This window comes from Pseudonocardia sp. TMWB2A (assembly GCF_017312135.1).
In genome coordinates this window covers 47745-72062 of record NZ_QKQY01000001.1, presented here as the reverse complement: position 1 = coordinate 72062, position 24318 = coordinate 47745, and the positions used below count along the sequence as shown (strand labels likewise).

General features: G+C 58.4%; 23 protein-coding genes and 1 pseudogene. 22 read left to right on the top strand and 2 right to left on the bottom strand.

The genetic code is table 11. The features are described 5' to 3' along the window. The first annotated feature begins 156 nt into the window (after positions 1 to 156). From DMP17_RS00385 to DMP17_RS46340, 8 genes and pseudogenes are all read left to right on the top strand, one after another. The gene (locus DMP17_RS00385; protein ID WP_337827101.1) at positions 157 to 840 is read left to right on the top strand and encodes a Crp/Fnr family transcriptional regulator; all 684 of its coding nucleotides are present in this window, start codon (positions 157 to 159) and stop codon (positions 838 to 840) included. A gap of 212 nt (positions 841 to 1052) precedes the next feature. After that, positions 1053 to 2711, top strand: a complete 1659-nt coding sequence (gene ccoN, locus DMP17_RS00380) for a cytochrome-c oxidase, cbb3-type subunit I (RefSeq protein ID WP_337827100.1) — start codon at positions 1053 to 1055, stop codon at positions 2709 to 2711. Between the two features lie 29 nt (positions 2712 to 2740). Then, positions 2741 to 3607, top strand: a complete 867-nt coding sequence (gene ccoO, locus DMP17_RS00375) for a cytochrome-c oxidase, cbb3-type subunit II (RefSeq protein WP_337827099.1) — start codon at positions 2741 to 2743, stop codon at positions 3605 to 3607. Beyond that, entirely contained in the window at positions 3607 to 3768 is a 162-nt protein-coding gene (locus tag DMP17_RS00370; protein WP_337829744.1) for a cbb3-type cytochrome oxidase subunit 3, read from the top strand. Before ccoO ends, DMP17_RS00370 begins: the two co-directional genes overlap by 1 nt. Continuing rightward, entirely contained in the window at positions 3761 to 4741 is a 981-nt protein-coding gene (gene ccoP, locus DMP17_RS00365) for a cytochrome-c oxidase, cbb3-type subunit III (RefSeq protein WP_337827098.1), read from the top strand. The genes DMP17_RS00370 and ccoP overlap by 8 nt, the downstream gene beginning before the upstream one ends. An 89-nt stretch (positions 4742 to 4830) precedes the next feature. Next, a complete protein-coding gene (ccoG, locus tag DMP17_RS00360; RefSeq protein WP_337827097.1) occupies positions 4831 to 6270 on the top strand; it encodes a cytochrome c oxidase accessory protein CcoG in 1440 nt (479 codons plus the stop codon). Continuing rightward, complete coding sequence (locus DMP17_RS00355) at positions 6267 to 6788, top strand: FixH family protein (protein ID WP_337827096.1); 522 nt, start codon at positions 6267 to 6269, stop codon at positions 6786 to 6788. The genes ccoG and DMP17_RS00355 overlap by 4 nt, the downstream gene beginning before the upstream one ends. Before the next feature lie 13 nt (positions 6789 to 6801). Next, a pseudogene (locus DMP17_RS46340) lies at positions 6802 to 6972 on the top strand (cation transporter); the annotation flags it as partial. Here the strand turns inward: DMP17_RS46340 and DMP17_RS00350 are convergent. Then, a complete protein-coding gene (locus DMP17_RS00350) occupies positions 6907 to 7038 on the bottom strand; it encodes a hypothetical protein (RefSeq protein ID WP_337827095.1) in 132 nt (43 codons plus the stop codon). The pseudogene DMP17_RS46340 and the gene DMP17_RS00350 overlap by 66 nt on opposite strands. 87 nt (positions 7039 to 7125) lie before the next feature. On the opposite strand from DMP17_RS00350, the gene DMP17_RS00345 reads away from it, so the two are divergent. Both DMP17_RS00345 and ccoS read left to right on the top strand, forming a co-directional pair. Beyond that, on the top strand, positions 7126 to 8937 hold the full coding sequence (locus DMP17_RS00345; protein ID WP_337827094.1) for a copper-translocating P-type ATPase: 1812 nt from the start codon (positions 7126 to 7128) through the stop codon (positions 8935 to 8937). 15 nt (positions 8938 to 8952) lie between these two features. Further along, on the top strand, positions 8953 to 9147 hold the full coding sequence (gene ccoS, locus DMP17_RS00340) for a cbb3-type cytochrome oxidase assembly protein CcoS (protein ID WP_337827093.1): 195 nt from the start codon (positions 8953 to 8955) through the stop codon (positions 9145 to 9147). Positions 9148 to 9373: 226 nt separating this feature from the next. Here ccoS and DMP17_RS00335 read toward each other — a convergent pair whose 3' ends face one another. Further along, positions 9374 to 10033 carry an OmpW/AlkL family protein gene (locus DMP17_RS00335; RefSeq protein WP_337827092.1) on the bottom strand — a complete coding sequence of 220 codons (660 nt, stop codon included), beginning with the start codon at positions 10031 to 10033 and terminating at the stop codon, positions 9374 to 9376. 102 nt (positions 10034 to 10135) lie between these two features. Here DMP17_RS00335 and hemN point away from each other — a divergent pair, with 102 nt between their 5' ends. The 12 genes from hemN to DMP17_RS00275 all read left to right on the top strand — a co-directional run bounded on the left by hemN (position 10136) and on the right by DMP17_RS00275 (position 24270). Beyond that, complete coding sequence (hemN, locus tag DMP17_RS00330) at positions 10136 to 11521, top strand: oxygen-independent coproporphyrinogen III oxidase (RefSeq protein ID WP_337827091.1); 1386 nt, start codon at positions 10136 to 10138, stop codon at positions 11519 to 11521. A 10-nt stretch (positions 11522 to 11531) separates the two neighbouring features. Further along, a complete protein-coding gene (locus DMP17_RS00325; RefSeq protein WP_337827090.1) occupies positions 11532 to 11828 on the top strand; it encodes a hypothetical protein in 297 nt (98 codons plus the stop codon). A gap of 431 nt (positions 11829 to 12259) precedes the next feature. Next, positions 12260 to 12973 carry a hypothetical protein gene (locus tag DMP17_RS00320; protein ID WP_337827089.1) on the top strand — a complete coding sequence of 238 codons (714 nt, stop codon included), beginning with the start codon at positions 12260 to 12262 and terminating at the stop codon, positions 12971 to 12973. 87 nt (positions 12974 to 13060) lie between these two features. Next, the gene (locus DMP17_RS00315) at positions 13061 to 13942 is read left to right on the top strand and encodes a DUF6683 family protein (protein WP_337827088.1); all 882 of its coding nucleotides are present in this window, start codon (positions 13061 to 13063) and stop codon (positions 13940 to 13942) included. Positions 13943 to 13984: 42 nt separating this feature from the next. Then, entirely contained in the window at positions 13985 to 14950 is a 966-nt protein-coding gene (locus DMP17_RS00310) for a DUF6683 family protein (protein WP_337827087.1), read from the top strand. Positions 14951 to 15098: 148 nt separating this feature from the next. Then, the gene (locus DMP17_RS00305; RefSeq protein ID WP_337827086.1) at positions 15099 to 15944 is read left to right on the top strand and encodes a DUF6683 family protein; all 846 of its coding nucleotides are present in this window, start codon (positions 15099 to 15101) and stop codon (positions 15942 to 15944) included. Between the two features lie 84 nt (positions 15945 to 16028). Then, positions 16029 to 16943 carry a DUF6683 family protein gene (locus DMP17_RS00300; protein WP_337827085.1) on the top strand — a complete coding sequence of 305 codons (915 nt, stop codon included), beginning with the start codon at positions 16029 to 16031 and terminating at the stop codon, positions 16941 to 16943. Positions 16944 to 17029: 86 nt separating this feature from the next. After that, positions 17030 to 17932: a DUF6683 family protein gene (locus tag DMP17_RS00295; RefSeq protein ID WP_337827084.1), complete on the top strand. Its 903-nt coding sequence runs from the start codon at positions 17030 to 17032 to the stop codon at positions 17930 to 17932. A 485-nt stretch (positions 17933 to 18417) separates the two neighbouring features. Then, complete coding sequence (locus DMP17_RS00290; protein ID WP_337827083.1) at positions 18418 to 19263, top strand: outer membrane protein; 846 nt, start codon at positions 18418 to 18420, stop codon at positions 19261 to 19263. A 357-nt stretch (positions 19264 to 19620) separates the two neighbouring features. Next, positions 19621 to 21378 (top strand): pentapeptide repeat-containing protein, encoded by a 1758-nt coding sequence (locus DMP17_RS00285; protein WP_337827082.1) that lies wholly within the window; start codon positions 19621 to 19623, stop codon positions 21376 to 21378. Between the two features lie 151 nt (positions 21379 to 21529). After that, positions 21530 to 23158, top strand: a complete 1629-nt coding sequence (locus DMP17_RS00280) for an Mbeg1-like protein (protein ID WP_337827081.1) — start codon at positions 21530 to 21532, stop codon at positions 23156 to 23158. Positions 23159 to 23241: 83 nt separating this feature from the next. Beyond that, positions 23242 to 24270 (top strand): ankyrin repeat domain-containing protein, encoded by a 1029-nt coding sequence (locus DMP17_RS00275; RefSeq protein WP_337829743.1) that lies wholly within the window; start codon positions 23242 to 23244, stop codon positions 24268 to 24270. Positions 24271 to 24318: the final 48 nt, after the last annotated feature.

Sequence of the window (24318 nt, the reverse complement as noted above, 5' to 3'; positions counted from 1 at the left end):
CTGCACGGGCGTCATGCGTTGATATGCCTGCGCAATTGCCTTTTCATGCCATAGGCTTCGGGCAGGAAAATTGTCCGGAACAATAATGGCTGTAACATTGTCACTTGTTGAAATGTTGCTATAAGCACGCGCGTGAACAGTTGCGACACTTGTGTGGTGCGGAACCGCGCCATTTGCGCCAGCCTCGATGCCAAAGAGCTGGAAGCGTTGAACCAGTTGGGGAGACGCCAGAAAGTCGCGCGCGGACAAACCATCATGTGGGAAGGCGACGAATCCTTGGTCGTCGCCAATGTGGTCGAAGGCGTCCTCAAATTATCGACGACCTTGGGCGACGGGCGTGAACAGATTGTCGGCCTTGTCTATCCGTCCGATTTTATCGGCCATCCTTTCGGCCAGCATAGCCATCATAGCGTGACCGCGCTCACCGATGCGCGCGTGTGCGTGTTTCCGCGCAAAAGCTTTGACAATTTCGCGCGCGAGCATCCCGACCTTGAACATAAGCTGCTCCAGCGCACCCTGACCGAACTCGACCGCGCGCGCCACCGTATGCTGCTTTTGGGGCGCAAGACCGCGTCGGAAAAAATCGCCTCCTTCCTTATCGAAATGGCCGAACGGCTCGCCCCGCAAGCCTGTGGCCCGCAAGCGACCACCGTCACCGCCGATTTCGAACTGCCTTTCGGGCGCCAGCAGGTCGCGGACATTCTGGGCCTCACCATCGAAACGGTGAGCCGCCAATTGACCGCGATGAAGCAGGCCGGAATTATCGACATTCCCGACCGCCGCCGCATCATCATTGCCGATATGGATGCACTGGCCGCGCTCACTGGCAATAGCGATTAAGGTCGGGGCCATAGGTGCGCGTGCGTTCCCCGCGCATAATCCCACCTTTTCTCCCGTAAATTCCGGATAGTTAGCCGCCATCCGGCGATATTTGACCTGAATCAATGATTCCCCTCCGGCGGGGGTCCACGGCCATTCCCGATATATGTTCGTTACGTGCGACTGCGGCGTCTTACCGGCCGGTCAGCCGACGCAAAAGTCAGGGAGTATCCATGGAAAATGTCGTGATGAAGGCGGGGGGATGGTTCGTCCTCGCCATATTCGCCTGGTTTGCGGCGGCGATGGCGGTTGATACGCCCTTTGCCGTCCATATGGCCATTTTCGGCATCGCTGCGCTTCTGACGCTGTGGATTACCATCAGCAGCAAAGATTATTCGGCGGTGGCGCGCGGTATTTTGAAAATGCCGCTCGATGAAACCCGCTATGATGATGACCTCATCCGCTGGGGCGTCATTGCGACGATTTTCTGGGGCATTGCCGGTTTCCTTGTCGGGGTGCTGATTGCAAGCCAGCTTGCCTTCCCCGCGCTCAATCTGGGGATGGATTTCACCAGCTTCGGGCGGCTGCGACCCTTGCATACCTCGGCGGTGATTTTCGCGTTCGGGGGCAATGCGCTGATCGCGACGAGCTTTTATGTCGTGCAGCGCACCTCGCGCGCGCGCCTTGCGTTCCCCGGCCTCGCGAAATTCGTGTTCTGGGGTTACCAGCTTTTCATCGTCTTGGCCGCGACCGGCTATCTGATGGGCGTCACCCAGAGTAAGGAATATGCCGAACCGGAATGGCATGTCGACCTGTGGCTCACCATCGTATGGGTTGCCTATTTCGTCGTTTTTGTCGGCACGCTCGCCAAGCGCAAAGAGCCGCATATCTATGTGGCGAACTGGTTCTATCTGTCGTTCATCATCACGATTGCGATGCTTCACATCGTCAATAATCTGGCGATTCCCGTCACGGTGTTTGGCTCGAAAAGCTATATGGTCATGTCGGGCGTGCAGGATGCGCTGACCCAATGGTGGTATGGCCACAACGCCGTCGCCTTCTTCCTGACCGTGCCGTTCCTCGCGATGATGTATTATTTCATCCCGAAACAGGCCGAACGTCCGGTTTATAGCTATCGCCTGTCGATCATCCATTTCTGGACGCTCATTTTCCTCTATATCTGGGCGGGGCCGCACCACCTCCATTATACAGCGCTCCCCGACTGGGCGCAGACGCTGGGAATGGTATTCTCGGTCGTTCTGTGGATGCCGAGCTGGGGCGGGATGATTAATGGCCTCATGACCTTGAACGGGGCATGGGACAAAATCCGCACCGACCCGATCATCCGTATGATGGTCGCGGCGCTCGCTTTCTATGGCATGGCAACCTTTGAAGGGCCGATGCTGTCGATCAAGGCGGTGAACTCGCTGTCCCACTATACCGACTGGACCGTCGGCCACGTCCATGCAGGCGCATTGGGCTGGAACGGGCTTATCACCTTTGCGGCTATCTATTATCTGGTGCCGCGTCTGTGGGGACGCCCGCGCATGTATTCGATGCGAATGATCAACTGGCACTTCTGGTGCGCAATGCTCGGCATCATGATCTATGCCGCCTCGATGTGGGTCGCAGGCATCGCCCAAGGGCTGATGTGGCGCGAATATGGCGCGGACGGCTATCTGGTTTACGCGTTCAGCGAAACCGTGGCGCAGATGCACCCTTATTATGTCGCCCGCGCCGTAGGCGGTGGCCTCTACCTCATCGGCGGTGCGATCATGGTCTATAATGTCACCATGACCTTGCGCGGCAAGCTACGCGAAGAAGCGCCGATGACCGAAACGCCGCATAACGAGGCCGCCGACCGTCCGCTGGTCGCCGTCCCTGCAGAATAATCCGGTTAGAAAGATAAGGAATCCGCGCCATGAATTTTGCCGGAAAACACCAGAAGCTGGAACGCAACATCACGATGCTGGGCGTGCTCGCCTTTGTCGCGGTGGCGATTGGCGGCATTGTCGAAATCGCGCCGCTCTTCTGGATCGACTCCACCATCGAGGAAGTGGAAGGGGTTCGCCCTTACACCCCGCTCGAACTTGCCGGACGCAATATCTATGTCCGTGAAGGCTGCTATAATTGCCATAGCCAGATGATCCGCCCGTTCCGCGACGAGGTCGAACGCTATGGCCATTACAGCCTTGCCGCCGAATCCATGTATGACCGCCCGTTCCAATGGGGGTCAAAGCGCACCGGGCCTGACCTTGCGCGCGTCGGTGGTCGCTATTCGGACCAGTGGCATATCGAACATTTCAAGGATCCGCGCTCGGTGGTGCCGGAATCGATTATGCCAAGCTATGCGTTCCTGCTCGAACGGGATTTGAACGCAGGCGATATGCGCAAGGATTTGAAGGCGCTCTATAATGTCGGCGATCCTTATACCGCCAAGGACATCGAACAGGCCAATGATGATTTGCGCGCGCAGGCCAGCCCCGACACCAATCCTGCCGATTTGCAGAAACGCTATCCCAAGGCGCAGGTGCGCGATTTTGACGGCAATCCATCGCGCCTCACCGAAGCCGATGCGTTGATCGCCTATCTGCAAATGCTTGGCACGTTGGTTGATTTTGAATCGGCCAAGGGTCTGGAACAGGGCAAGGCCCGCCAGCCTGCAACCAAGACGATCCCGACCAAGGCTCCGGCGGCAGCGCCCGCAACTGCGCCGTCCAACGCCGCTGTGACCGCGCCGGAAGCCAAGACCAATGTGGCGGTGCCCGAAGATGGAAAGGCCCAGTGATGGACTATAACACATTCCGCCATTTCGCCGACAGTTGGGGGTTGGTGTTCTTAGGGGGCGTATTCCTGTGCTGTGTAGGCTGGGTGCTGCGCCCCAAGGCGCGCGATTATTATCGCGACGCCGGAAAAATCATCTTCAAAGAGGACAATAAAGATGGCTGATAAAAAGCGCATCGACGAAGCGACCGGCACATCGACGGTCGGCCATGAATGGGACGGGATCGAAGAACTCGACACCCCGATGCCTCGCTGGTGGCTATGGTCGCTCTATGCCACGATTGTCTGGGCCATCGGCTATGTCATCTGGCAGCCCGCTTGGCCGCTGCTCAACAGCGCGACTGCTGGCACCTCCGGCTGGACCAGCCGCAGCCAGCTTGCCCACGAGCTTGAAAAGGAACAGCAACGCCGCGCGCCGATTTTGGCTGCGCTGTCGGCCGCTCCGCTCGAAAGCCTGACGCCGGACAGCAAGCTTTACAATGCCGCCAAGGTCGGCGGGCAAGCCGCGTTCAAACAATATTGCGTGCAGTGCCACGGTTCGGGTGCGGCGGGGAGCAAGGGCTATCCCAACCTCAACGATGATGACTGGCTGTGGGGCGGAGATCTCGCCTCGATCGAATATTCGATCATTCATGGCATCCGCAATCCCGACCATGACGAAACGCGCGTGTCGCAAATGCCGAACTTCGGCAAGGACGGCATATTGAAACCCAATGAGGTCAACGACGTCACCGCTTATGTGCTAAGCCTGTCGGGCGCGCAAAAGCCCGGCGCGGCAAGCCAGCGCGGCGCGCCCTTGTTCGAAGCCAATTGCGCGGTGTGCCACGGGGCAGACGGCAAGGGGATGCGCTCTGTCGGCGCACCTAACCTCACCGACAAAATCTGGCTCTATGGCGGAAAGGCCGACGATGTTGCGGCCAGCATCAATGTCGCGCATCAAGGCGTGATGCCGGCATGGGGCGGCAAGCTTGACCCAGCGACAATCAAGATGCTCGCCGTCTATGTCCACTCGCTCGGCGGCGGCGAAAGCGCGCCGGTCGCAGATAGCGCCGCGCCTGTTATGGCTGCGGAGAGCGCAAACCCTTCTGCCGCTCCGGCCTCCGGAACGGCGCAACCAGCGGCAGTGCCTGCCAAATGAAACCGGCCGGAAACGGGGCGTTTGCTTTGGAGAGGAAAGCGCGCACCGTTTCCGGTTTGGCCGGTTTTTGAAAAAAGTAATGAACTGATATGACCGAAGCTTCTATTCCTCCCAGCCTCTACGAGAAGCGCAAAGGCGTCTATCCCAAAGCCGTGTCCGGCCCGTTCCGGCGGCTGAAATGGATCATCATGGCGCTATGCCTTGCGGTCTATTATATCACCCCGTGGATCCGCTGGGATCGCGGGCCTTATGCGCCCAACCAGGCGGTGCTGGTCGACCTTGCCGGTCGCCGTTTCTATATGTTCGGCATCGAAATCTGGCCGCATGAATTTTATTATGTGGCGGGGCTCCTCATCATGGCAGGCATCGGCCTGTTTCTGGTGACATCGGCGGTAGGCCGCGCATGGTGCGGCTATGCCTGTCCGCAAACCGTGTGGACCGACCTTTACCAGCATGTCGACCGGCTGATTGACGGCGACCGCAATGCGCAGATCAAACTTGCCAATGCGCCCTGGGGTCCGGCCAAGCTTGTCAAGCGCGGGACCAAATGGTCGATTTACCTGCTCATCGCCTTCCTCACCGGCGGCGCGTGGATTTTCTATTTTGCCGATGCGCCCACTTTGCTGCGCGAATTTGTCACCGGCAATGCGCCTTTCGTCGCTTATGCAACGGTCGGCATATTGACCGCGACCACCTTCATTCTGGGCGGGTTCCTGCGCGAACAAGTGTGCATCTATATGTGCCCTTGGCCGCGCATCCAGACCGCGATGCTCGATGAAAAATCGCTGCTCGTTACCTATAAATATTGGCGCGGCGAACCGCGTGGCAGCGTCAAAACCGCGCTCGCCCATCCCGGCGAAGTCGGCGATTGCGTCGATTGTTACCAATGCGTCCAAGTCTGCCCGACGGGCATCGACATTCGCGAAGGGCCGCAAATCGGCTGCATCACCTGCGCTTTGTGCATTGATGCGTGCGACAAGGTGATGGAACAGGTCGGGCGGCCGCGCGGGCTTATCGATTATACCACTTTTGAAGATGAAGAACGCGAAAAGCGCGGCGAAGCCCATGTGCCGGTGCTGAAAACGCTGCTGCGTCCGCGCACGCTTATTTATCTGGGCGGCTGGTGTGCGGTGGGCTTGGGGATGTTGTTCATGCTCGGCACGCGCGACCGTGTCGCGATCAGTGTGCTGCAAGACCGTAACCCGCTTTATGTGCAACTGTCCGACGGGTCGGTGCGCAATAATTATACGATCAAGGTCAGCAATATGGAAAACCGCCCGCGCCAGATGGAAATCGGCCTGATCGGCGCGAACGACATTTTGATCTGGGACGAAAATGGCAGCCGCGAAAAGGCTGGCCGCACACTTAAGACACAGGTCCCCGCCGATGCGGTGGCGCAACTACGCGTCTTTGCGGTCGCGCCGTCCGATGGCCCGCAACGCGAAGAGTTCAGCTTTTCGGTGCGCGCGCTTGATGATGAAGGCGGTTCGGCCAGCGACAATATCCTGTTCGACCGGCCCCAAGAGTGAGTGAAGAAATGAGCAAGACCATGCCCCACCGCGACACGCCGCCCCCTCCCCCGCCCGGCACGCTGACAGGCCGCCGCGTCTTGCTCATCTTCATCGCCTTTTTCGGCACAATCATGGCGGTCAATTTCTATATGGCGCGGCAAGCCATCGGCACATTCGGCGGCGTGGTGGTCGATAATAGCTATGTCGCGAGCCAGCAATATAATGGCTGGCTTGCCGAAGCCCGCGCGCAAAAAGCGTTGGGCTGGACGCAAAGCATCACCCGCGCGCCGTCGGGCATTGTCTCGATTGCGCTCAAAAATTCGCTGGGCGAGCCGATGCACGGGGCCAAAATAAGCGCCGTTGCGCAGCATCCTTTGGGCCGCGAAAAACCCATCGACCTGATATTCGCGGAAAAGTCGGGCGGAGACTATGTCGCGCCGACCCCGCTCCCTGCCGGACGCTGGCAGCTTCGCTTCACCATCGAGCATGGCGGATCGACGAAAAATATCGTCGAAGATATGAACGGCCCGCAATGATGGCGCGGCGATAATGGGACAATATGAGGTCATTGCGGACGGTACAGCCTGCACCGAAACCCGCATTGCGGTCCCGGCCATGCACTGTGCGGGCTGTATCGCGAAGATCGAAAAAGGCTTAGCTGAAGTGTCCGGCATCGCTTCGGCCCGCGTCAATTTTTCCGCCAAACAAGTGGTCATCCAGCATGATCCCGCGCTCGACCCGCCCGCGCTTAGCCATGCGATAGAAAGGCTCGGCTTTGAAGCCCATCCGCTCAGCATTGCCGCGGACGGGGCGGCAATAGAAGCCGACGAAACCCGCAGCCTGTTGAAAGCGGTTGCGGTTGCAGGCTTTTCGATGATGAACATCATGCTGCTGTCGGTCAGCGTGTGGTCGGGCGCAGAAGGCGGCACGCGCGATCTGTTCCATTGGCTGTCAGCGATTATCGCAATCCCGACCGTCATCTATTCGGGTCGTCCATTCTTCAAATCGGCCTGGGCGGCGCTCAAGCACGGGCGCTCGAACATGGATGTGCCGATCTCCATCGGTGTCGTGCTGGCGACCGCGCTCAGCCTGTTTGAAACCGTCACGCACGGCCAGCACGCTTATTTTGACGGCGCGGTGATGCTGCTCTTCTTCCTCCTCACGGGCCGCGTATTGGACAGCATGATGCGGGGCCGTGCGCGTAGCGGCGTTGCGGCTCTCTTGAAACAAAGCGCAGGCGGGGCGCTGGTGCGGGCAAGCGATGGCACCACCCGCTGGCGTTCGGCGGAAGAATTGGCGCCTAATATGCGGATGATCGTCGCGGCGGGCGAGCGGTTGGCGGCGGACGGGATTATCGAAGCGGGCGAAACCCGCATCGACCTGTCGCTCCTCACCGGCGAAAGCGCGCCGCAAAAGGCCAAACTTGGCGACAAGGTGCTGGCCGGAACCTTGAACCTTGCCGCGCCGGTTACAGTCAAAGTAACGGCAGCGGGGCCGGATACCACGCTCGCCGACATTGCGCGGTTGATGGAAGATGCGGGGCAATCGCGCTCCACCTATGTGCAGATTGCCGACCGCGCCGCGCGGCTTTACGCGCCGGTTGTGCATATCCTCGCTTTCTCGTCTTTCGTCGGCTGGATGCTGATGGGCGCGGGGCTGCATTATGCGCTGCTGATTGCGGTCGCGGTCCTCATCATCACCTGCCCTTGCGCGCTTGGGTTAGCGGTCCCCGCTTCGCAAGTGGTCGCGGCGGGGACACTGATGCGCAACGGCATATTGGTAAAAGACGGAAGCGCGCTGGAGCGCCTCGCCGAAGCCGACCGCGTGTTGCTCGACAAGACCGGCACGCTGACCTTGGGCCGCCCGCGCCCTGCCAATCTGGACGCCGTGCCGCAAAGCCAATGGCCGGTGCTGCTCGCCCTCGCCAGCGCCAGCCGCCATCCGCTCTCCAACGGTCTGCGCAAGGCACTCGAAGAACAGGGCGTGGCGGTGGCCGCGCTCGACGAGGTTACCGAAACCGGCGGTATCGGTGTAGCGGCGCGTTGGGACGGCGTGCCGGTAGTGCTGGGCCGCCCCGGCGATGCGACCACCGGCCACGGGTTGATGACCAGCTTTAGCGTCGGCGATAGCGCGCCCGTCACCTTGCGCTTCACCGATAGTTTGCGCCCCGATACGCAGGAGACATTGGATGCTTTGCGCAAGCTTCATATGCCGCCATCGGTCCTGTCCGGCGACCGCGCGGAATCGGTGGCGGCGCTGTCGGGGCCGCTTGGCCTTGATGCACAGGCCGAAGCCTCGCCGCAGGATAAGCTGGCCGCCATCACTACTTTGTCCGGCGAAGGCTATAAGGTGCTGATGGTCGGGGATGGCCTTAATGACGGCCCCGCGCTCGCCGCCGCGCATGTCAGCCTCGCGCCCGCTACCGCGAGCGATGTCGGACAACAAGCCGCCGATGCGGTGTTCATGGGCGACAGTCTGAAACCCGTCGCCACCTCGGTGCGCGTTGCAAGGCGCACGATGCGGATCATCAAGCAGAATTTCACGCTCGCCATCTGCTATAATATCATCGCAGTGCCGCTCGCAATTTTCGGCTATGTGACGCCGCTCGTGGCCGCGATAGCGATGTCGGGTTCATCGCTCCTTGTCGTCGGCAATGCGCTGCGCTTGCGCTCTGCGGCACGATAGGAGAGAGTTGCCGCCATGCCCGGCCTATCCATCCTCATCCCGATTGCATTGCTCTTAGGCTTTTCGGGCCTTGTCGCCTTTTTCTGGGCGATGAAGGCGGGGCAATATGAGGATCTGGACGGCGCTGCGATGCGTATTTTGATCGAGGATGAAGGGGATGGGGTAGAATCGCCGGATGATGGCGCGGGGGCGGGGAAGCCTAACCTCTAGGCGATATATTCCCTGACTCGATACTCCCTTACTCGTCATCCCCGGCTTGACCGGGGATCCATCTCCCAAGCTTACGGTTTGCGAAACGGTCAGGAGATGGATTCCCGCTTTCGCGGGAATGACGAGAATGGAAACTCCCCCAAAACAAAACGGGCGTCCGGAACCCTATCCGGACACCCGCCGCATTGTTACAAAAAGGCCTGCCTAAACAGGCCTCCCCTACCCCTTAAAATTTGGTCCCAATGCCCACACCGACGACGATCGGGTTCAAGTCCACCTTGACCGACTGCGTGCCGAGATTGGCGGTGCGCAGCGTCGCTTTGGTGTCGATGTCGATATATTTCACATCAAGGTTCAAGAACATCTTGTCATTGAGCGGAATGTCCACCCCTGCCTGTGCGGCCCAGCCAAAGCTTTTCTTCATCTTGACATCGGTTGCCCCGGCAACGCCGAGCAAATCGCCCTGCGCCTTGGTGTTGAAGAAGAGCGAATAGTTGAGGCCAGCGCCGACATAAGGGCGCACCGCCGCTTCGGGTGCAAAATGATATTGCAGCGTGACCGTCGGCGGCAACACATTGGTTTCGAGCAGTTTAGCACCGCCCAAATTCGGACCAACGCCCGTGACCGTGTGGCGCGACGTGCCGGCGATGACTTCCGCGCCGATATTGTCGGTAATCATATAGGTGAAATCAATTTCGGGAGTGACCGTATTGTTCACCTTCACCTTGTCGGCAGGAAGGCCGGGCAGCACCGGGTCCGATTTTTCCTGCGGCATGACATTGATGGCGCGGACGCGGACGAGAACATCCCCTTCCTTTGCCTGAGCCCCCGTTGCGGCGACAGTACCGGCGGCGGCAAGCGCCACCAAGGCAGTCGTAAGTTTCATTGCTATGGTCCTTATTTTCTTATGAAAAGTCCCGCATGGCAGGACGCCTGCGGGAGTAGCGCGCCCCTAACTGCCATTCCTTGACAAATCGCAAACAAGCTCTTGACCTGTATCAAGGAAGCCGCCGCCTGCGCGCGGCACATTAAGCGCATGATGTGGACCTATCGCCCCGAATTGCTCGCCCGTCCGGTGCCGCGCTACACAAGCTATCCGACCGCCGCCGAATTTACGCCGTCGGTGGGCACGCCCGAACTGGAAGCGGCGCTTGATGCGATAGAGCTGGACAGTGATGTGTCGCTTTATGTCCACATCCCTTATTGTCAGGAAATCTGCTGGTATTGCGCGTGCAATACCGGGAAGGCCAACAAGGCGCACCGGCTCCACGCCTATCTCGAAGCGTTGGAGCAGGAAATCTACCGCATCGCCGAACGGGTCAAAGACAAAGCACGCATCCGTCGCATCGCCTTTGGCGGCGGCAGCCCCAATGCGATAGCGGCGGGCGATTTTGTCCGTTTGCTGCAAACGCTCATCGTGGCGTTCAACGCAGTTGATCCGGTCATTTCGCTGGAGTTGGACCCGCGCGGCTTTGATGACCGTTGGGCGACCGTGATGGCGGTGCTGGACATCGAGCGGGTGAGCCTTGGCGTCCAGACCTTCGCACCGCATGTCCAAGCCGCCATCGGCCGCATCCAGCCTTATGAGGATATATCCCGCACCGTCGATTATCTGCGCGCGGCGGGCGTGCGCTCGGTCAATTTCGACCTCATGTATGGCCTTCCCCACCAGAGCCAAGCCGATCTGGACGATGCCATCGACAAGAGCATCGCTTTGGGCGCGGACCGTATCGCGCTGTTCGGCTATGCCCATGTGCCCTCGATTGTCCCGCGCCAGCGCCGCATCGACGCCGCCGACCTTCCCGACCAGCCGACGCGCTTCGACATGGCCGCCCAAGGCTATGACCGTTTTACCGCGGCAGGCTATTATGCGGTCGGGTTCGATCATTTCGCCAAGCCCGATGATGCGCTCGCCATCGCCGCGCGCAACGGCACGCTGCGCCGCAATTTCCAAGGCTTTACCGAAGACCAAGCCGATATTCTCATCGGCCTTGGTGCCACCGCGATCAGCAGCTTTCCCGGCGCGCTTATCCAGAACGAGAAAAATGCAGGCGTCTATCGCACCCGTTTGAGCGAAGGGCAGCTCCCCGCCGCGCTCGGCATCCTCCGGTCGGACGCGGACCGCGCGCACGGGCGCGTCATCGAAACCTTGCTCTGTCAGGGGCAAGCCGATCTCGCCCCCGTTGGCGGCGGGGCAGCCTATCGCGCCGATCTCCTTTCCTTCATCGCGGCGGGGCTGGCGGAACTGGAAGGCGACGCCTTGCGCCTCACCAGCGCGGCGCTCCCTTATGCGCGCACCATCGCGGCGCTGTTCGATCCGTATCGCAGCCTTGCGCCAACCGGCGCGCGCGGGCGGTTCAGCAATGCGGTATAGGCACGCTCCCGTGCGTCCAGCGCGCCTTCCCGCCCCCGCACCCTTCTTCGCCCCTTGGCGCAAGGGCGCGCACGGAGCGTTCAGCCTCGTCTTGGCCGCCAGCGCGGTCCCGCTCGCCGCGCAACCGGACGGCAGCATAAATCTTACCTTGAGCCTATGCGGCGATCCGGCACTGAGCGCACAGGTCCGCATCCCGTTGGAGCGCACCCCCGCATCGCCGCCCACCGCACCCGGCAACCCGCACGAGCAAATGCCCGCCTGCCACGCCTTATGCTGCTCGCGCCGTTCCGAAGGGCGCGCGATGTAAGGCATCCGGACACAGCCGACCCTATGCCCTCCGTTCGCGTCGCGCGCGGTCGAGGCACACCAACCTTGACCCGCCCCCGCCCGCGACTCCCCCAAAACAGCACCCGCCCCTCACGCGCTCCTTACCTTGGGTGCCTGTGCATGATCCCCTTATCCGCTCGCCGCTCCCGCCAGGACGGATTCCCGTCATTCCGTCAAAAATCCTGAATTTTGCGCGGATTTCCAAGCGATTCCCCGAATTTTGCCCCGCCCCCATCTAAGCAAATCGCTGAGACAATCTAAACGAATCGCTGAGAGACATGGGCAGCCCACCGCGCCATAACCTGTCTCAAGGGAAGGTGATCGGCTCCCCCGCCAGATCATCCTCCCGCCCGGATTTGAAACGATGAGGGCCATAAGTTCGGCCCCTGAATAGGAAGAAGGAGACGAACAATGAGCTTTCTCGGTGGAATCGCAAAATCACTTATTAACCCGATGACTCTTGCACAGCTTGCGATGGGTCCTGCTGGCTGGGCTAGCATTGCTATGAAGGCAGTTATTAGCGCCGTTGGTCAACAACTGATACAACAGATCGGGCAACAACTTGGCCTGCCGCCCGCAATCACAAACGCCGCGTCTGCCGCTTTCGGCGCCACCGCTGGCCTCGGAGGTGCGAACTCAATTCCTGGCATTGGGGCCAATGGCCAATTCAACCCCCGTGTATTTGAGAACTTCCTCACCAGAAACGGTATGGGTGCGATGGATGCAGTCCAATTCGCAAAAGAAATCGGCCAACAAATCAAAGACTCGCAAACGAGTGAATTGAAAGATTCAGTTCAAGATTTTGTTGATAGTATTAATCGCAGCGAATCTGAGAAGAAACTCAAAGCAGATGTCGCAGCAGTTATGAAAGGCAAGGGCAGCATTCTAATGAAACTCGCGGTTGCCCTAGGACAGATTGCAGATCAAAAAATGAATGACATGGCCAAGAAGGCTGAAGACATCGGCAACATGGGTAAGATTGAAGGTAAAAATCAGTCGAAATTCACTCAGATGAATGCCGAATTGCAAGCCCTTGGACAAGAATTGAATACTGTGTCTCAAGCTCTTGCAAATGTAATCAAATCCACGGGTGAAGCGTCCGCTACATTGGCTCGCAAGGGCTAAGGTTAGGTTGACAACCGTAATATCGACTTGCATAGTTTTGAAAGGGGGGCCTAGTCGGCCTCCCTTTTTTGTTTGAACGAGGTGCGCATGAAACAGATTGTCAAACCGCTAACCTTTTTGTTCGCGTGTGTGGGAGTTTCCGCTTCGGCACAAAGCTATTTCCCCAATATCCAGATTTCTGATTTTCCAGACCCGGTAGTCAGTAGTTCAAGCGAAACCGATGGATACCGCCCTGTAGGCGCTCAGCCTGTGCGCAAAGCCCCCTCACCCGCAGCCACTCTTGATTATCGCCCATCGAAAGCTGTTCGAAAGCAAAATGTTGCACGAATGGTTGCCGAACAACGTAAAACGGATCCAGCCGCCGCCGCAAAGACTGAGGCTTTCTTCGCCTCAACCGATATGATAGAACAAATAGATGATATGATGAGACCGATGGGATTGCGCGCTAATAATGTTGGCGACGCCTACACATTATGGTGGGTCATCGCGTGGCATGCCGCAAATGGACGCCAAGGTGAGCCTGACCTTGCCACCATGACTGCAGTCAAGAGACAGGCTGAAAATGCACTTCTATCCGCGCCACAAATTGCTTCGGCTAGCAATGAACTCAAGCAAGAAATGGCAGAAGCATTCTTAGTTCAAGCGGCTTTAATCGACGCATCGAATGATGAAGCGGCAGGGAATCCTGCAAAAGTTACGGCTTTAGCGAAGGCTGTGAATAAAGGTGCACGACAAGTGGGTCTCGATCTCACCAAAATGAGCCTGACCCAAGACGGTTTCGTTCCCCGTTCCGGCGGCCGTTCGGATGTGGGTGATGCGGCAGGCGATGACGGCCAACTCGCGGCCAATGATGATGGCGCGCAAGCGGAAGGCGCGAGCATGGGCGATTATGCCCTCTACGCCGTCGCAGGCACCGGCCTCCTCGCCGGAATGTTCGCCCTCGGCAAAGGCTTCAGCAAAAAGGGGTAAGCCCTTGCGTAATAATCTATTTTGATGATGATGGGGCAGCGGGTGAAAAACTCTCTGCCCTTTTTCGTTTGGAAGTTCATTGGCAAAGGACGGAAAATGAAGGTCAAATTGTCAATTTGGGTGCTTGCATTGGCTTGGACCACCCCATCTTTAGCTCAGGATTTCTCCTTTCCCGCACCAGATTATGTTGGCGGATGGTTCAGTACCACGGTACCGGACATTACTATGGACCGACCGAGTGGCGTGAGCGCCAACGACATGCGCTCCCCCGGAAAAAAATCCACAAGTTCATCGGTCCAAACACCACCTGTAAATGAAAATATTCTTCGCTATCGAATCTCAAATCAACGTCGAACTGCTAATATTGATCGATTCATCAGTGTCTGGGCTAAATCCGACCCCACGACTGCAGTGCGCGCTAAACCTCTCCTAGTGTCAGCACGCCCGCAAATCGGCCAAATTATGCAAACGGCGGGGCTTCAACCCAACAATGTTGCCGACGCTTACGCAATTTGGTGGGTTGCGGCGTGGGAAGCGGTGAACAACCGAGATGTCGGAACTGCGACAAAGCTTTATCAATCGGTCAGCGGACAAGCGGCGAGCGCTCTTTTGTCAACACCAGCATTTGCCGCCACCACTGATGCGCAAAAGCAAGAGATGGCTGAAGCCCTACTAATTCAAGCGGCGCTTATAGATGCACATATTGATGATGCGGCTGGAAACTCGGCAAAACAAGCCGCGCTAGCAAAAGCTGTTAACCAAGGCGCGAAGCGTATGGGCCTCGACCTCACTAAAATGACCCTAACCCAAGATGGTTTCGTTCCCCGTTCCGGCGGCCGTTCGGATGTGGGTGATGCGGCAGGCGATGACGGCCAACTCGCGGCCAATGATGATGGCGCGCAAGCCGATGGCGCGAGCATGGGCGATTATGCCCTCTACGCCGTCGCAGGCACCGGCCTCCTCGCCGGAATGTTCGCCCTCGGCAAAGGCTTCAGCAAAAAGGGGTAAGCCCTTGTGTAACTATAGATTTTGAACAAAGATCGGGCAGCGGGGAAACCTGTCGCCCTTTTTTTGCTGGAGAGCGAATATGTTTCGGTTCAGTCTAATCTTTGTTACATCGTCAGTTGTTTTGGCTACGCCTTTATGCGCCCAAGACATGCCGATTATCGACATGAGTGGCTTCACCAATTCCATAAACTTGCAAGCAGCACAAAATTTGAGCAATCAGGTGAGTGATGCGTATATGGAAAGCGCGCCCGAAAAACGGCAATCCGCTACACATATATCTACCCCCAACAAATCCTCACTCCGCTACAAGCCCTCTAAAAGTCTTCGACAACAAAATCTCCAAAATTTTATAAAAAAGACGCGAGCTACCGACCCAACAGGCGCAGCACGAATGCAAGAGATTTTTGCGTCCACTGATGTCATCGCTCAAATAGATCAGATGATGCGCCCTATGGGACTCAATGCAAACAATGTCGCTGATGCCTATACGCTTTGGTGGGTTATTGCTTGGCACGCCGCAAATGGACGCGAAGGTACGCCAAATAGGCAGATAATGATCGCTGTGAAAATGCAGGCAGAAGCCGCTTTACTAGCTGCACCTCAATTTATCGCTGCATCCAATTCGCAAAAACAAGAAATAGCTGAGGTTTTTCTTGTCCAAGCCGCTTTAATCGACTCAGCCAGCGAAGTTTATGCCAACTCCCCCAAACAAAAGGCAGCATTAGCACGCGCGGTTAATAGGGGGGCGATGGCAATGGATCGAGATCTAGACCTCACCAAAATGACCCTAACCCAAGACGGCTTCGTGCCCCGCTCTGCTGGCCGGTCGGATGCTAGTGAGGCGGCAGGCGATGATAGCCAACTCGCGGCCAATGATGATGGCGCGCAAGCCGATGGCGCGAGCATGGGCGATTATGCCCTCTACGCCGTCGCAGGCACCGGCCTCCTCGCCGGAATGTTCGCCCTCGGCAAAGGCTTCAGCAAAAAGGGGTAAGCCCTTGCGTAATAATCCATTTTGATGATGATGGGGCAGTGGGTGAAAAACTCTCTGCCCTTTTTTGTTAGGAGGCGATGAGAAATGAAAGTCAAAATCGCAGCAATCACCCTTTTGGCTATCACCTCGACGGCGGGCAATGCTCAGCAATATATTGGCCAATATATTGGGCAAGCTGATTGGAATATGGGCTTTCAAGGGGCTGACATTATCGGCAATTCTATCAACGAGCAAATGCTCGAAGATAATTCAAACTCATCTTCCAATAAAGATAATGCTCCAAGACAGACAGTCGCCAAAGCTATCACATTGACATATACGCCCTCAATGAGCGTCCGAAAACAAAACTATGCGGCGTATGTGCAGCAATTGCGGAAAATGGACGACGCAAGCGCAACGCAAGCAGCTCAATTTTTAGCATCAAATGATATTGTCGAACAGCTTGATGGGGCTATGCGCCCAATGGGTTTGCGCGCAAATAATGTCGCTGATGCGTTTACTTTATGGTGGGTCATTGCTTGGCATGCCGCTAATGGTCGTCAGGGTGAACCCAGCCCCTCTATTATGGCAACCGTGAAACGGCAGGCGGCAAGTGCGCTTTCGGCAACGCCACAACTAGCATCGGCTTCCAATACAGTGAAGCAAGAAATGGCCGAATCCTTGCTTATTCAGGCCGCGTTGATTGATGCTGCGTTAGATGACGCAAAAGGTGATCGCACAAAGACGGCAGCATTGGCTAGAGCCGTGAATCAAGGTGCCCAAAAAATTGGATTGGATCTTACAAAATTCAATCTAACCCAAGACGGCTTCGTTCCTCGTTCCGGCGGTCGGTCAGATGCTGGTGACGCAGCAGGTGATGACAGCCAACTCGCGACCAATGATGATGGCGCGCAAGCGGAAGGCGCGAGCATGGGCGATTATGCCCTCTACGCCGTCGCAGGCACCGGCCTCCTCGCCGGAATGTTCGCCCTCGGCAAAGGCTTCAGCAAAAAGGGGTAAGCCCTTGCGCAATAATCTATTTTGATGATGATGGGGCAGCGGGGATACACGCTGCCCTTTTTCGTCGGGAATTACAGGAGGCGCTTATGAGATACCCTTTTGCATTGGTTGCTACGGCTATTCTGGTCGCAGCCCCCGCATCTGCGCAATTCCAAAACTCTGTGTACATCGCTCCGTATAATCCGGGACTCCAACTCTTAAATGATTCCATACGTGGCGATATCGACGAGGAAGACGATGAACCAGAACAACAGCGGCCTGTAACTCAACCGTCACCGGGGCCAATCGTGAATTTGAAATACACGCCCTCGAAGACGCAAACGCAGCGTAATCTTGCAAAATTCGTAGCAAAAACACGTGAAATTAGTCCGGCAAATGCCGACCAGATGGCCCAAATTTTCGCAACTACTGATGTTATAGGACACATAGGACAAGGGATGCGTTCTATGGGGTTGCATGCCGATAATGTTGCCGACGCCTATACATTGTGGTGGGTCGTTGCATGGCATGCCGCTAATCGTCAAAACGCAGAACCCAATAAGCAGATAATGGCATCGGTAAAGCGTCAAGTCGAGACCGCTTTGCGAAGTTCTCCGCAAATCGCAACGGCAACCAATGCTCAAAAACAGGAAATGGCCGAGGCCATGTTGGTGCAAGCTGCAATGATTGACGCTGGAATAGATGACGCCGCAGGGAATCCTACCAAACAAGCTGCTTTGGCTCGTGCCGTCAATCAAGGTGCGATGGCGATGGATCGTGACTTGGACCTCACCAAAATGACGCTAACCCAAGATGGTTTCGTGCCCCGTTCCGGCGGTCGATCAGATGCTGGTGACGCAGCAGGCGATGATAGTCAGCTTGCGGCCAATGATGATGGCGCGCAAGCCGATGGCGCGAGCATGGGCGATTATGCCCTCTACGCCGTCGCAGGCACCGGCCTCCTCGCCGGAATGTTCGCCCTCGGCAAAGGCTTTAGCAAAAAGGGGTAAGACGCCGAGCGACTGGCAAACATCCACTCTTGGTTTTGGACAATCGTTGGCAGCGTTCCTTGATTGGAGCGCTGCTTTTTTTCGCATCCCCTGCTGCCCGTTTCGTCCGCTACTTGCGGCAAAGAGCGCATTGGGGTGGCTATGGGATGCCAATGGAATGTCTGTGGGATGTCTGTGCGCAGGGTGCCCGTGCGTGTGGCTCGGCAAAACCTGCCCCCCCCCCCCCGTAATTGGCGGAAGGGTTGTAAATTCAATCAACTAACCGATTACGTCTATTGCACTATGTCAAGTTGATGACAGATTTTCCGCATCACATCCTTTTACCTTCAAGACAAATGTCGCGAAAAAATTATCGTGCAAAGTCAAACCATAATAAAAAATTTTACATATTGCCCAAGGTTATTCACGCGAAGCCCCGTCTTTGGGTGACAGGCTGGCTGGTTCATCCTCCGGCATGTTAACAAACAAGTAAAAGGATCACCCAGATGAAGTGTATGGAAAGTTTCGGTGCAGCGTTGCGCCGTGATGGATGCCGCCTGCTTGTCGCAGGTTTTGCGGCGAGCGCGGCTTTGACGGTGGCGGCACCGGCTTTCGCGCAGGAATCGAACGAGCCGGGCGCCTATGTGGTGCTGCGCGCCGGGGCGCAATTCGGCTCCGATGTCAAATTCCCCAAGCCCGCCAAAACCAAGCCCGCCCCTGCGCCCAAGCCCGGCACCAAGCCGACGCCGAAGCCGACTACGCCGCCGACCACCCCGCCGGGTTTCCCCGATAGCCTCTCGAGCGAAACCGCTTTTTCCGGCGAATTAGGCGCTGGCTATGACTTTAACGGCTTCCGCCTTGAAGCCACCGTTGGCCGCAGCAGCGCGAACATCAAGACCGACAAGCTGGGCAACAAGGATTTCGTCGGCGCGGGCAAGGTCAAAGCGTTGGACATCGGCATTGCAGGCTATGTCGATTTCAACCCCGATGGTCCGGCCAACCCGTTCCTGGGCGCAGGCATCGGCATGTCGCAGGTTAATCTGGACGTGTCGCGTCTTGCCAACCCGACCAAGCCCGTGACCCCCGCCGACAAGCGCCCCGGCACGCATTTGGAAGGCAGCGAATGGGCATTCCGCTGGCACCTTGATGCGGGTCTTGGCTATAAGCTGAGCCGCAACACGACGCTTGAAATTGCGGGCCGCTATGCCCGCACATCGGCGACCGAGTTCAAGGCGAAAACCGTGACCGTCACCGGCACCGGTACGGCGGCTAAAGCCACCACTGTGACCAACAGCTTCAAACCGAGCCTTTCGTCGACGTCGCTGATGATCGGCTTGCGCCAGAAATTCTGACGCACCGATAGGGGCAATAGCGACGGATGAAGGTCCGGCGGCGTCCGATAGGTGCGCCGCCGGATTTTCTTTACGCGGCGTTTTCCTCGATCCGCGCCCGATACGCCGCGCAGATTCTGATCGACACGCGCGGGCAATTACCGCTTTCCGCTGATAATAGTGCAATAATAAGCCCGCTTATGCCGATTAAGGGGTGCCTTGTGCGTGGGGGTGGCTATGATTGGTCGCGCTATGCCCCCGCGCCTTCCTCGCGATTCTGTGCGGCACGACACGTCTGTATGGCAAAGGGGCAGCGCATCGCCAGACGGTGGCGGCGCGCCTTGGGCGACGGGACGGGATCAGCCAGCGGAAGGGCGGATGGTGACAAGCAGGATCAAGCGCAGCAGCAGTAACGGACAGGCTTTTGCCGCACACAAATTGGCGCTCCGCCGTGCGCTTGGAATGGTCGCAGCGTTGATGGTCCTGATAAGTGGCGCGCCGCTTGCCGCCCAATCTCCCGTGCCTCCGCCTCCCCCCCCACCCGCGCAGCAAGCGCCCGAAACCCCTGACGAAGCGCGACAGGCCGCCGTCAACAAGGCGCTTGGCAATCAGGCCCGCGTGCGTTTCGGGGTGGCGCTGTTTCCGGTGACGCCGCCGCCGCAGGATAGCTGCATCGCGCAATCGGGCGTTGTCGGCGACACGCGCGCTTATGCCAATGCGGTCGATGGCAGCAGTTTCAACAAACCCGGCAAGCTGGAAGACCTACGCAAAAAGCAGAAAAGCGGCACCATCTTTGTGCGCGGCGGCAATTTTGAAGGCACCAAATTGGGCAAGGAAAAGCTCTATAATATGTGCTTTATCGACGCCAATTTTCGCTACACCGACTGGGAAGGGTTTGACGGATACGGGCTGGGCTTCATCAATAGCGATTTGACCGGCGCGCGGCTGACCAAAGCCAAAATGCACTGGACCTTGTTCCGCGATGTGACATTGACCGATGCCGATGCAAGCGCCGCGGATTTGAGCGGCGGGCGGCTGGATGGTGGCTGGCAGGGCAGCATGAAAAACCTCAATCTCGATGATGCAAACCTCACCGGTTTTCGTGTCGAGTGCGGTTATACCGCGCAAAATGGCTGTCCGCTTGACCGGCAAGGCCTGTCGCTGCGTGGCGCGAACCTTACCAAAGCGAGCTTTTATGCGTTCGATTTTCCCGATGTCGATGTCAGCAATGCGACCGTCGACCAGACCGAAATCGGCTTGCAACATATCGCGCGGTTGAGCGGAGCAAAGCTGGTCGGGCCGGTGGTGGTACGCAGCCATAATAGCGCGGCCATTTATCTCCCCGCAGAATATGCGCGCATCCGCGGCGCGTTGATGGCGGGCGCAGGCAGCGCGGCGAGTGCCGACTGTAAGACCGAGCAAAATGTCATCAAAAAAGCGATATGCGTAACGCCCGGCACCGAATTGCGGCGGCTTTCCCGTGAGGTGGCCGAACTCGATCAGGACATAATCGCGCGCAACCGCCGCCATGCCGCCGACCAGCGCACGTGGGAAAGTAGTGTGACCGCGAAATGCGGGACGCTGGCGGGCGACGGGATTGGCGAATGTCTCAAGACCGAATATCGCCTGCGCCGCGAAGCCTTGGTGAGCAAGGCGGGAGCGCCGCAATGGCTGCGCCCCGGCCAATATGCCTTGTTCATCGCAAGTGAAGCGCCCTTGTCACAGGAATTTCTGCGCTCCGAACTGTTCCTGCGCGTGCGCCCCGTATTGTTCGACAGCGCCGCTTCGCGTGTGATGGTCAAGATCGAGCGCAATGGCCGCGTCACCGCCAAAGGGAGCGCAATGGGCGTATGCCAGCTCAATGCGCCGGATTTGAGTTTCAACCGTGCGAGCGGCTGGATTAGCGGCGGCGCGACGCCTGCAACCCGCACCCGCCGCGCCGAATCCGGCATCCCCGTCCTGCAAGCCATCGGCGACCGGCTGGAAGTCTATCGCGGCGGCAATAATATGACCGCAGACGGCACGCTCGCGCCCAATCCTTATGTCCGGTGCGGGCCGCAGGGCAGCTTTACCTTCATGCAGTTGGTGCCTTTGTCGCAAGGTGAATTGGAGCAGCTCTGGAATATTTTCCGATAGGGGGAGAAGCTCGCCCGCACCCTTCATTTTTCTGCCAAATCTAAACGAATCGCTTAGAGACAAAAATCCTGTTTCGGGCCATTCTTAACCGACTCATGGGGAATTGCGCCTGTTGCGCTTACCCCGTCGGGTGGTTTTGAGGAGTGGAACGATGGGCCTTTCAAACCTGGTTTCTGGTGTGACCGGTGCGGTGACCAATACGGTTTCGAACACCGTTTCGAACACGATCGGAAACACTGTAGCCAATACGGTGTCGCAGGTCGGATCGCTGACGCAATCGCTCACCGGCGCTGCTTCCTCAATCCTCCCTGCGCCCGCGCGCGAGGTGGCCAATTGGGGCCAATCGGGGATGCAGAAAATCGGGCTTGAGGCGCTACGCCTTCCCGGTCTGCCCTCGCTCCCCGGCCTCCCCGGTTTGCCGAGCCTACCGGCACTTGGAAAACTGCCCGGATTGCCGGGTCTGCCCTCGCTCCCCAGCCTTCCCCCGCTGCCGGGAATTCCGGGCGGATCCTTGCCCGGATTGCCGACCTTGCCGGGTTTACCCTCGCTGCCGGGTCTGAAGCTTCCAGGGATGCCGGATATGCCGAAATTACCGGGATTTCCGGGACTGCCCGCTTTACCGGGAGGCCCCGGCGGTTCGCTCCCCGGCATGCCGTCTATTCCCGGCTTTCCCATGTTGCCGGGGCTACCGTCATTGCCCAAATTACCGGCCCTGCCCTCGCTTCCCGGTTTTCCGGGACTGCCGCCGCTGCCGGGCCTCCCCAAAGATCCGGGCGGTATGTTGCCGCAGCTTCCGGGCTTGCCGTTCCTCCCGCCGCTTCCCGCTATGCCGGGCCTGCCCAAGCTGCCGGGCATTGACGGGCTGAAGCTGCCGGGACTGCCGATGCTGCCCGATCTCCCGTCATTGCCGCGCCCGTCGCTGCCCGATCTGCCGGGCTTACCGAGCCTGCCGCATCTTCCCGACCTCCCCAATATTCCGGGCCTGCCTTTCTTCCAGAATGACAATCGCCAGCTGCCGCAATTCAAGGGGCCGGATTCGGTCATCCTCGCCAATATGGCGCAGGATGTGTACCAAAGCTCCGCGAGCCCGCCCGCTGGCTGGCGCACCGCAAGTCCCGAAGAATTGGCGAGCATCGGCCTGCGTCCGTCCGACCTTGCGCCCGCAGGCAGCCCCTTCTTCGCGCGCGTTTATACGACCGGCGAAGGCGCGGATAAGCAATATGTGGTCGCCTTCCGCGGATCGACCTCCGACCGCCGCGATTGGGAAACCAATGGCAAGCAGGCGATGGGGCTTTCGACGCCGCATTATACCGCCGCGCTTTCGATCGGCCGCAAGCTTGCCCAAGCGGGCGTGACCAATGTGACGATGACCGGCCATTCGCTAGGCGGCGGGCTGGCGTCGGCCGCCGCGCTCGCATCGGGCCGCAATGCGCAGACGTTTAACGCTGCGGGCCTCAGCGATGCGACCATCAATCAGGCCAACAATATCCGCCAGACCGCCGGAGCCGGTGGGCCGGGCGATATTCGCGCTTATTATGTGCGCGGCGAAATCCTGTCCTTGCTGCAAGATGGCGGCGACCGCGTGGTCGGATCGCTGCTTGGCGGGATTGTCGCAGGACCGTTTGGCGGCATAGCCGGTGCAGGCATTGACGCCCCCGAAGCCTATGGCACGCGCATCGAACTTGACGCCGTGCGCCCGCAAGGCACCCCGTGGTGGCAAGGCCATCCGGTGAGCCGCCACGGTATGGACTGGGTGATAGAAGGTCTAAAAAATCAATAAGCGGATTGGCTTTAAGCGGGTTGGCTTTGTTGGCCCGGATCGGCTTTACGGATAATGTCAGGCGATGATAGGCTGATCCGGTGATGCACGTCTTTTTTCCTGCTCCTACGCCCTCTTCCGGTCGCCCACGCCGCTTGTTGCGGCAGCGGTTCGCCTTGGGCGCGATGCGTAGTTTTTTTCTCTTTCCTTTGCTGCTTGCGACCGGGGGTTGCGCTATGCCACAAGATGCCATGACCAATAGTGCCGCCACCTGTTTCCAGAAATATCCGGACTTCACCCGCCCGATCAAAACATCAGTGCTGCCACGCCTCACCAATGGCGAAGCGGGTCGCCGCGCTTATGATGCGGTGATGGCGGGGGACCGCGATGCGGTAACCAAAATGATCGCCGCCGATCCCCGGCTCTTGTCCACGATGGTCCCGCCGCGCCCTGTCGGCGAAGGCCCCAATGATGGCGAATATGGCGACTTGCTCGCCTTTGCGGCGGCCAATTGCGACCTGCCGATGATGCAGACATTGATTGAAAGCGGGATGCCGGCCGATGGCGCGCAGCCCGGCGCGGCGCTGCTCATCGCACTCCATGCGGACGAGCCGAGCATGGCGCAATTCCTCTTCCAGAGCGGCGCGAGCGCCAATCCGGAAAAGAAGGAAGGCGGGCTGGAAGTCGCCAAACTCTCCATCCTCCACGGCAATTTGGGCGCGTTCATGATGCTCATCCGGCATAAGCTCGATGTCAATCATGCCGATGAACTGGGCCAGACGATCCTCCATGAAGCGGTCAATGGCGACCGGTTCGCGATTGCGGAGGAGTTGGTCAAGGCGGGCGCAAATCCGTGGCTGTCCAACAATATCGGCTTTGTGCCTGCGCGGCAGATTTATGAAGGCATGGCGGTCGAACGCGACCCCGATGCCGCCGCGCAGCGCCACTTGGCCGAAACGGTGCGCAAGGCCGACCTTCCCTGGCCGCCGCCCAATCCCAAAGAGGTGCGCGAAAAAACCATCAGCGGCGAATGGCCGACGCCTGCCTTGACCAAGGCCGGTTTCATCATCCCCCCGCAAGCGGTCGCGCATATCAAGGCGCATTATAATGCGGATGGTTCGTTGAAAAACTGAAGGAATGGCGACGGTGCGGGAGCGGGTGAAGCCGCCCGCGCTACCGAC

What these genes read in the sequence shown, in the direction of transcription:
- ccoP (WP_337827098.1), top strand. Translation starts at nt 3,761, where the DNA reads ATGGCTGATAAAAAGCGCATCGACGAAGCGACCGGCACATCGACGGTC.
- DMP17_RS00370 (WP_337829744.1), top strand. Translation starts at nt 3,607, where the DNA reads ATGGACTATAACACATTCCGCCATTTCGCCGACAGTTGGGGGTTGGTG.
- DMP17_RS00275 (WP_337829743.1), top strand. Translation starts at nt 23,242, where the DNA reads ATGCACGTCTTTTTTCCTGCTCCTACGCCCTCTTCCGGTCGCCCACGC.
- DMP17_RS00290 (WP_337827083.1), top strand. Translation starts at nt 18,418, where the DNA reads ATGAAGTGTATGGAAAGTTTCGGTGCAGCGTTGCGCCGTGATGGATGC.
- DMP17_RS00320 (WP_337827089.1), top strand. Translation starts at nt 12,260, where the DNA reads ATGAGCTTTCTCGGTGGAATCGCAAAATCACTTATTAACCCGATGACT.
- DMP17_RS00335 (WP_337827092.1), bottom strand. Translation starts at nt 10,033, where the DNA reads ATGAAACTTACGACTGCCTTGGTGGCGCTTGCCGCCGCCGGTACTGTC.
- ccoG (WP_337827097.1), top strand. Translation starts at nt 4,831, where the DNA reads ATGACCGAAGCTTCTATTCCTCCCAGCCTCTACGAGAAGCGCAAAGGC.
- DMP17_RS00305 (WP_337827086.1), top strand. Translation starts at nt 15,099, where the DNA reads ATGCCGATTATCGACATGAGTGGCTTCACCAATTCCATAAACTTGCAA.
- DMP17_RS00350 (WP_337827095.1), bottom strand. Translation starts at nt 7,038, where the DNA reads ATGGGCTTCAAAGCCGAGCCTTTCTATCGCATGGCTAAGCGCGGGCGG.
- ccoO (WP_337827099.1), top strand. Translation starts at nt 2,741, where the DNA reads ATGAATTTTGCCGGAAAACACCAGAAGCTGGAACGCAACATCACGATG.
- DMP17_RS00280 (WP_337827081.1), top strand. Translation starts at nt 21,530, where the DNA reads ATGGGCCTTTCAAACCTGGTTTCTGGTGTGACCGGTGCGGTGACCAAT.
- DMP17_RS00295 (WP_337827084.1), top strand. Translation starts at nt 17,030, where the DNA reads ATGAGATACCCTTTTGCATTGGTTGCTACGGCTATTCTGGTCGCAGCC.
- ccoN (WP_337827100.1), top strand. Translation starts at nt 1,053, where the DNA reads ATGGAAAATGTCGTGATGAAGGCGGGGGGATGGTTCGTCCTCGCCATA.
- DMP17_RS00345 (WP_337827094.1), top strand. Translation starts at nt 7,126, where the DNA reads ATGATGAACATCATGCTGCTGTCGGTCAGCGTGTGGTCGGGCGCAGAA.
- DMP17_RS00300 (WP_337827085.1), top strand. Translation starts at nt 16,029, where the DNA reads ATGAAAGTCAAAATCGCAGCAATCACCCTTTTGGCTATCACCTCGACG.
- ccoS (WP_337827093.1), top strand. Translation starts at nt 8,953, where the DNA reads ATGCCCGGCCTATCCATCCTCATCCCGATTGCATTGCTCTTAGGCTTT.
- DMP17_RS00285 (WP_337827082.1), top strand. Translation starts at nt 19,621, where the DNA reads ATGGTGACAAGCAGGATCAAGCGCAGCAGCAGTAACGGACAGGCTTTT.
- DMP17_RS00315 (WP_337827088.1), top strand. Translation starts at nt 13,061, where the DNA reads ATGAAACAGATTGTCAAACCGCTAACCTTTTTGTTCGCGTGTGTGGGA.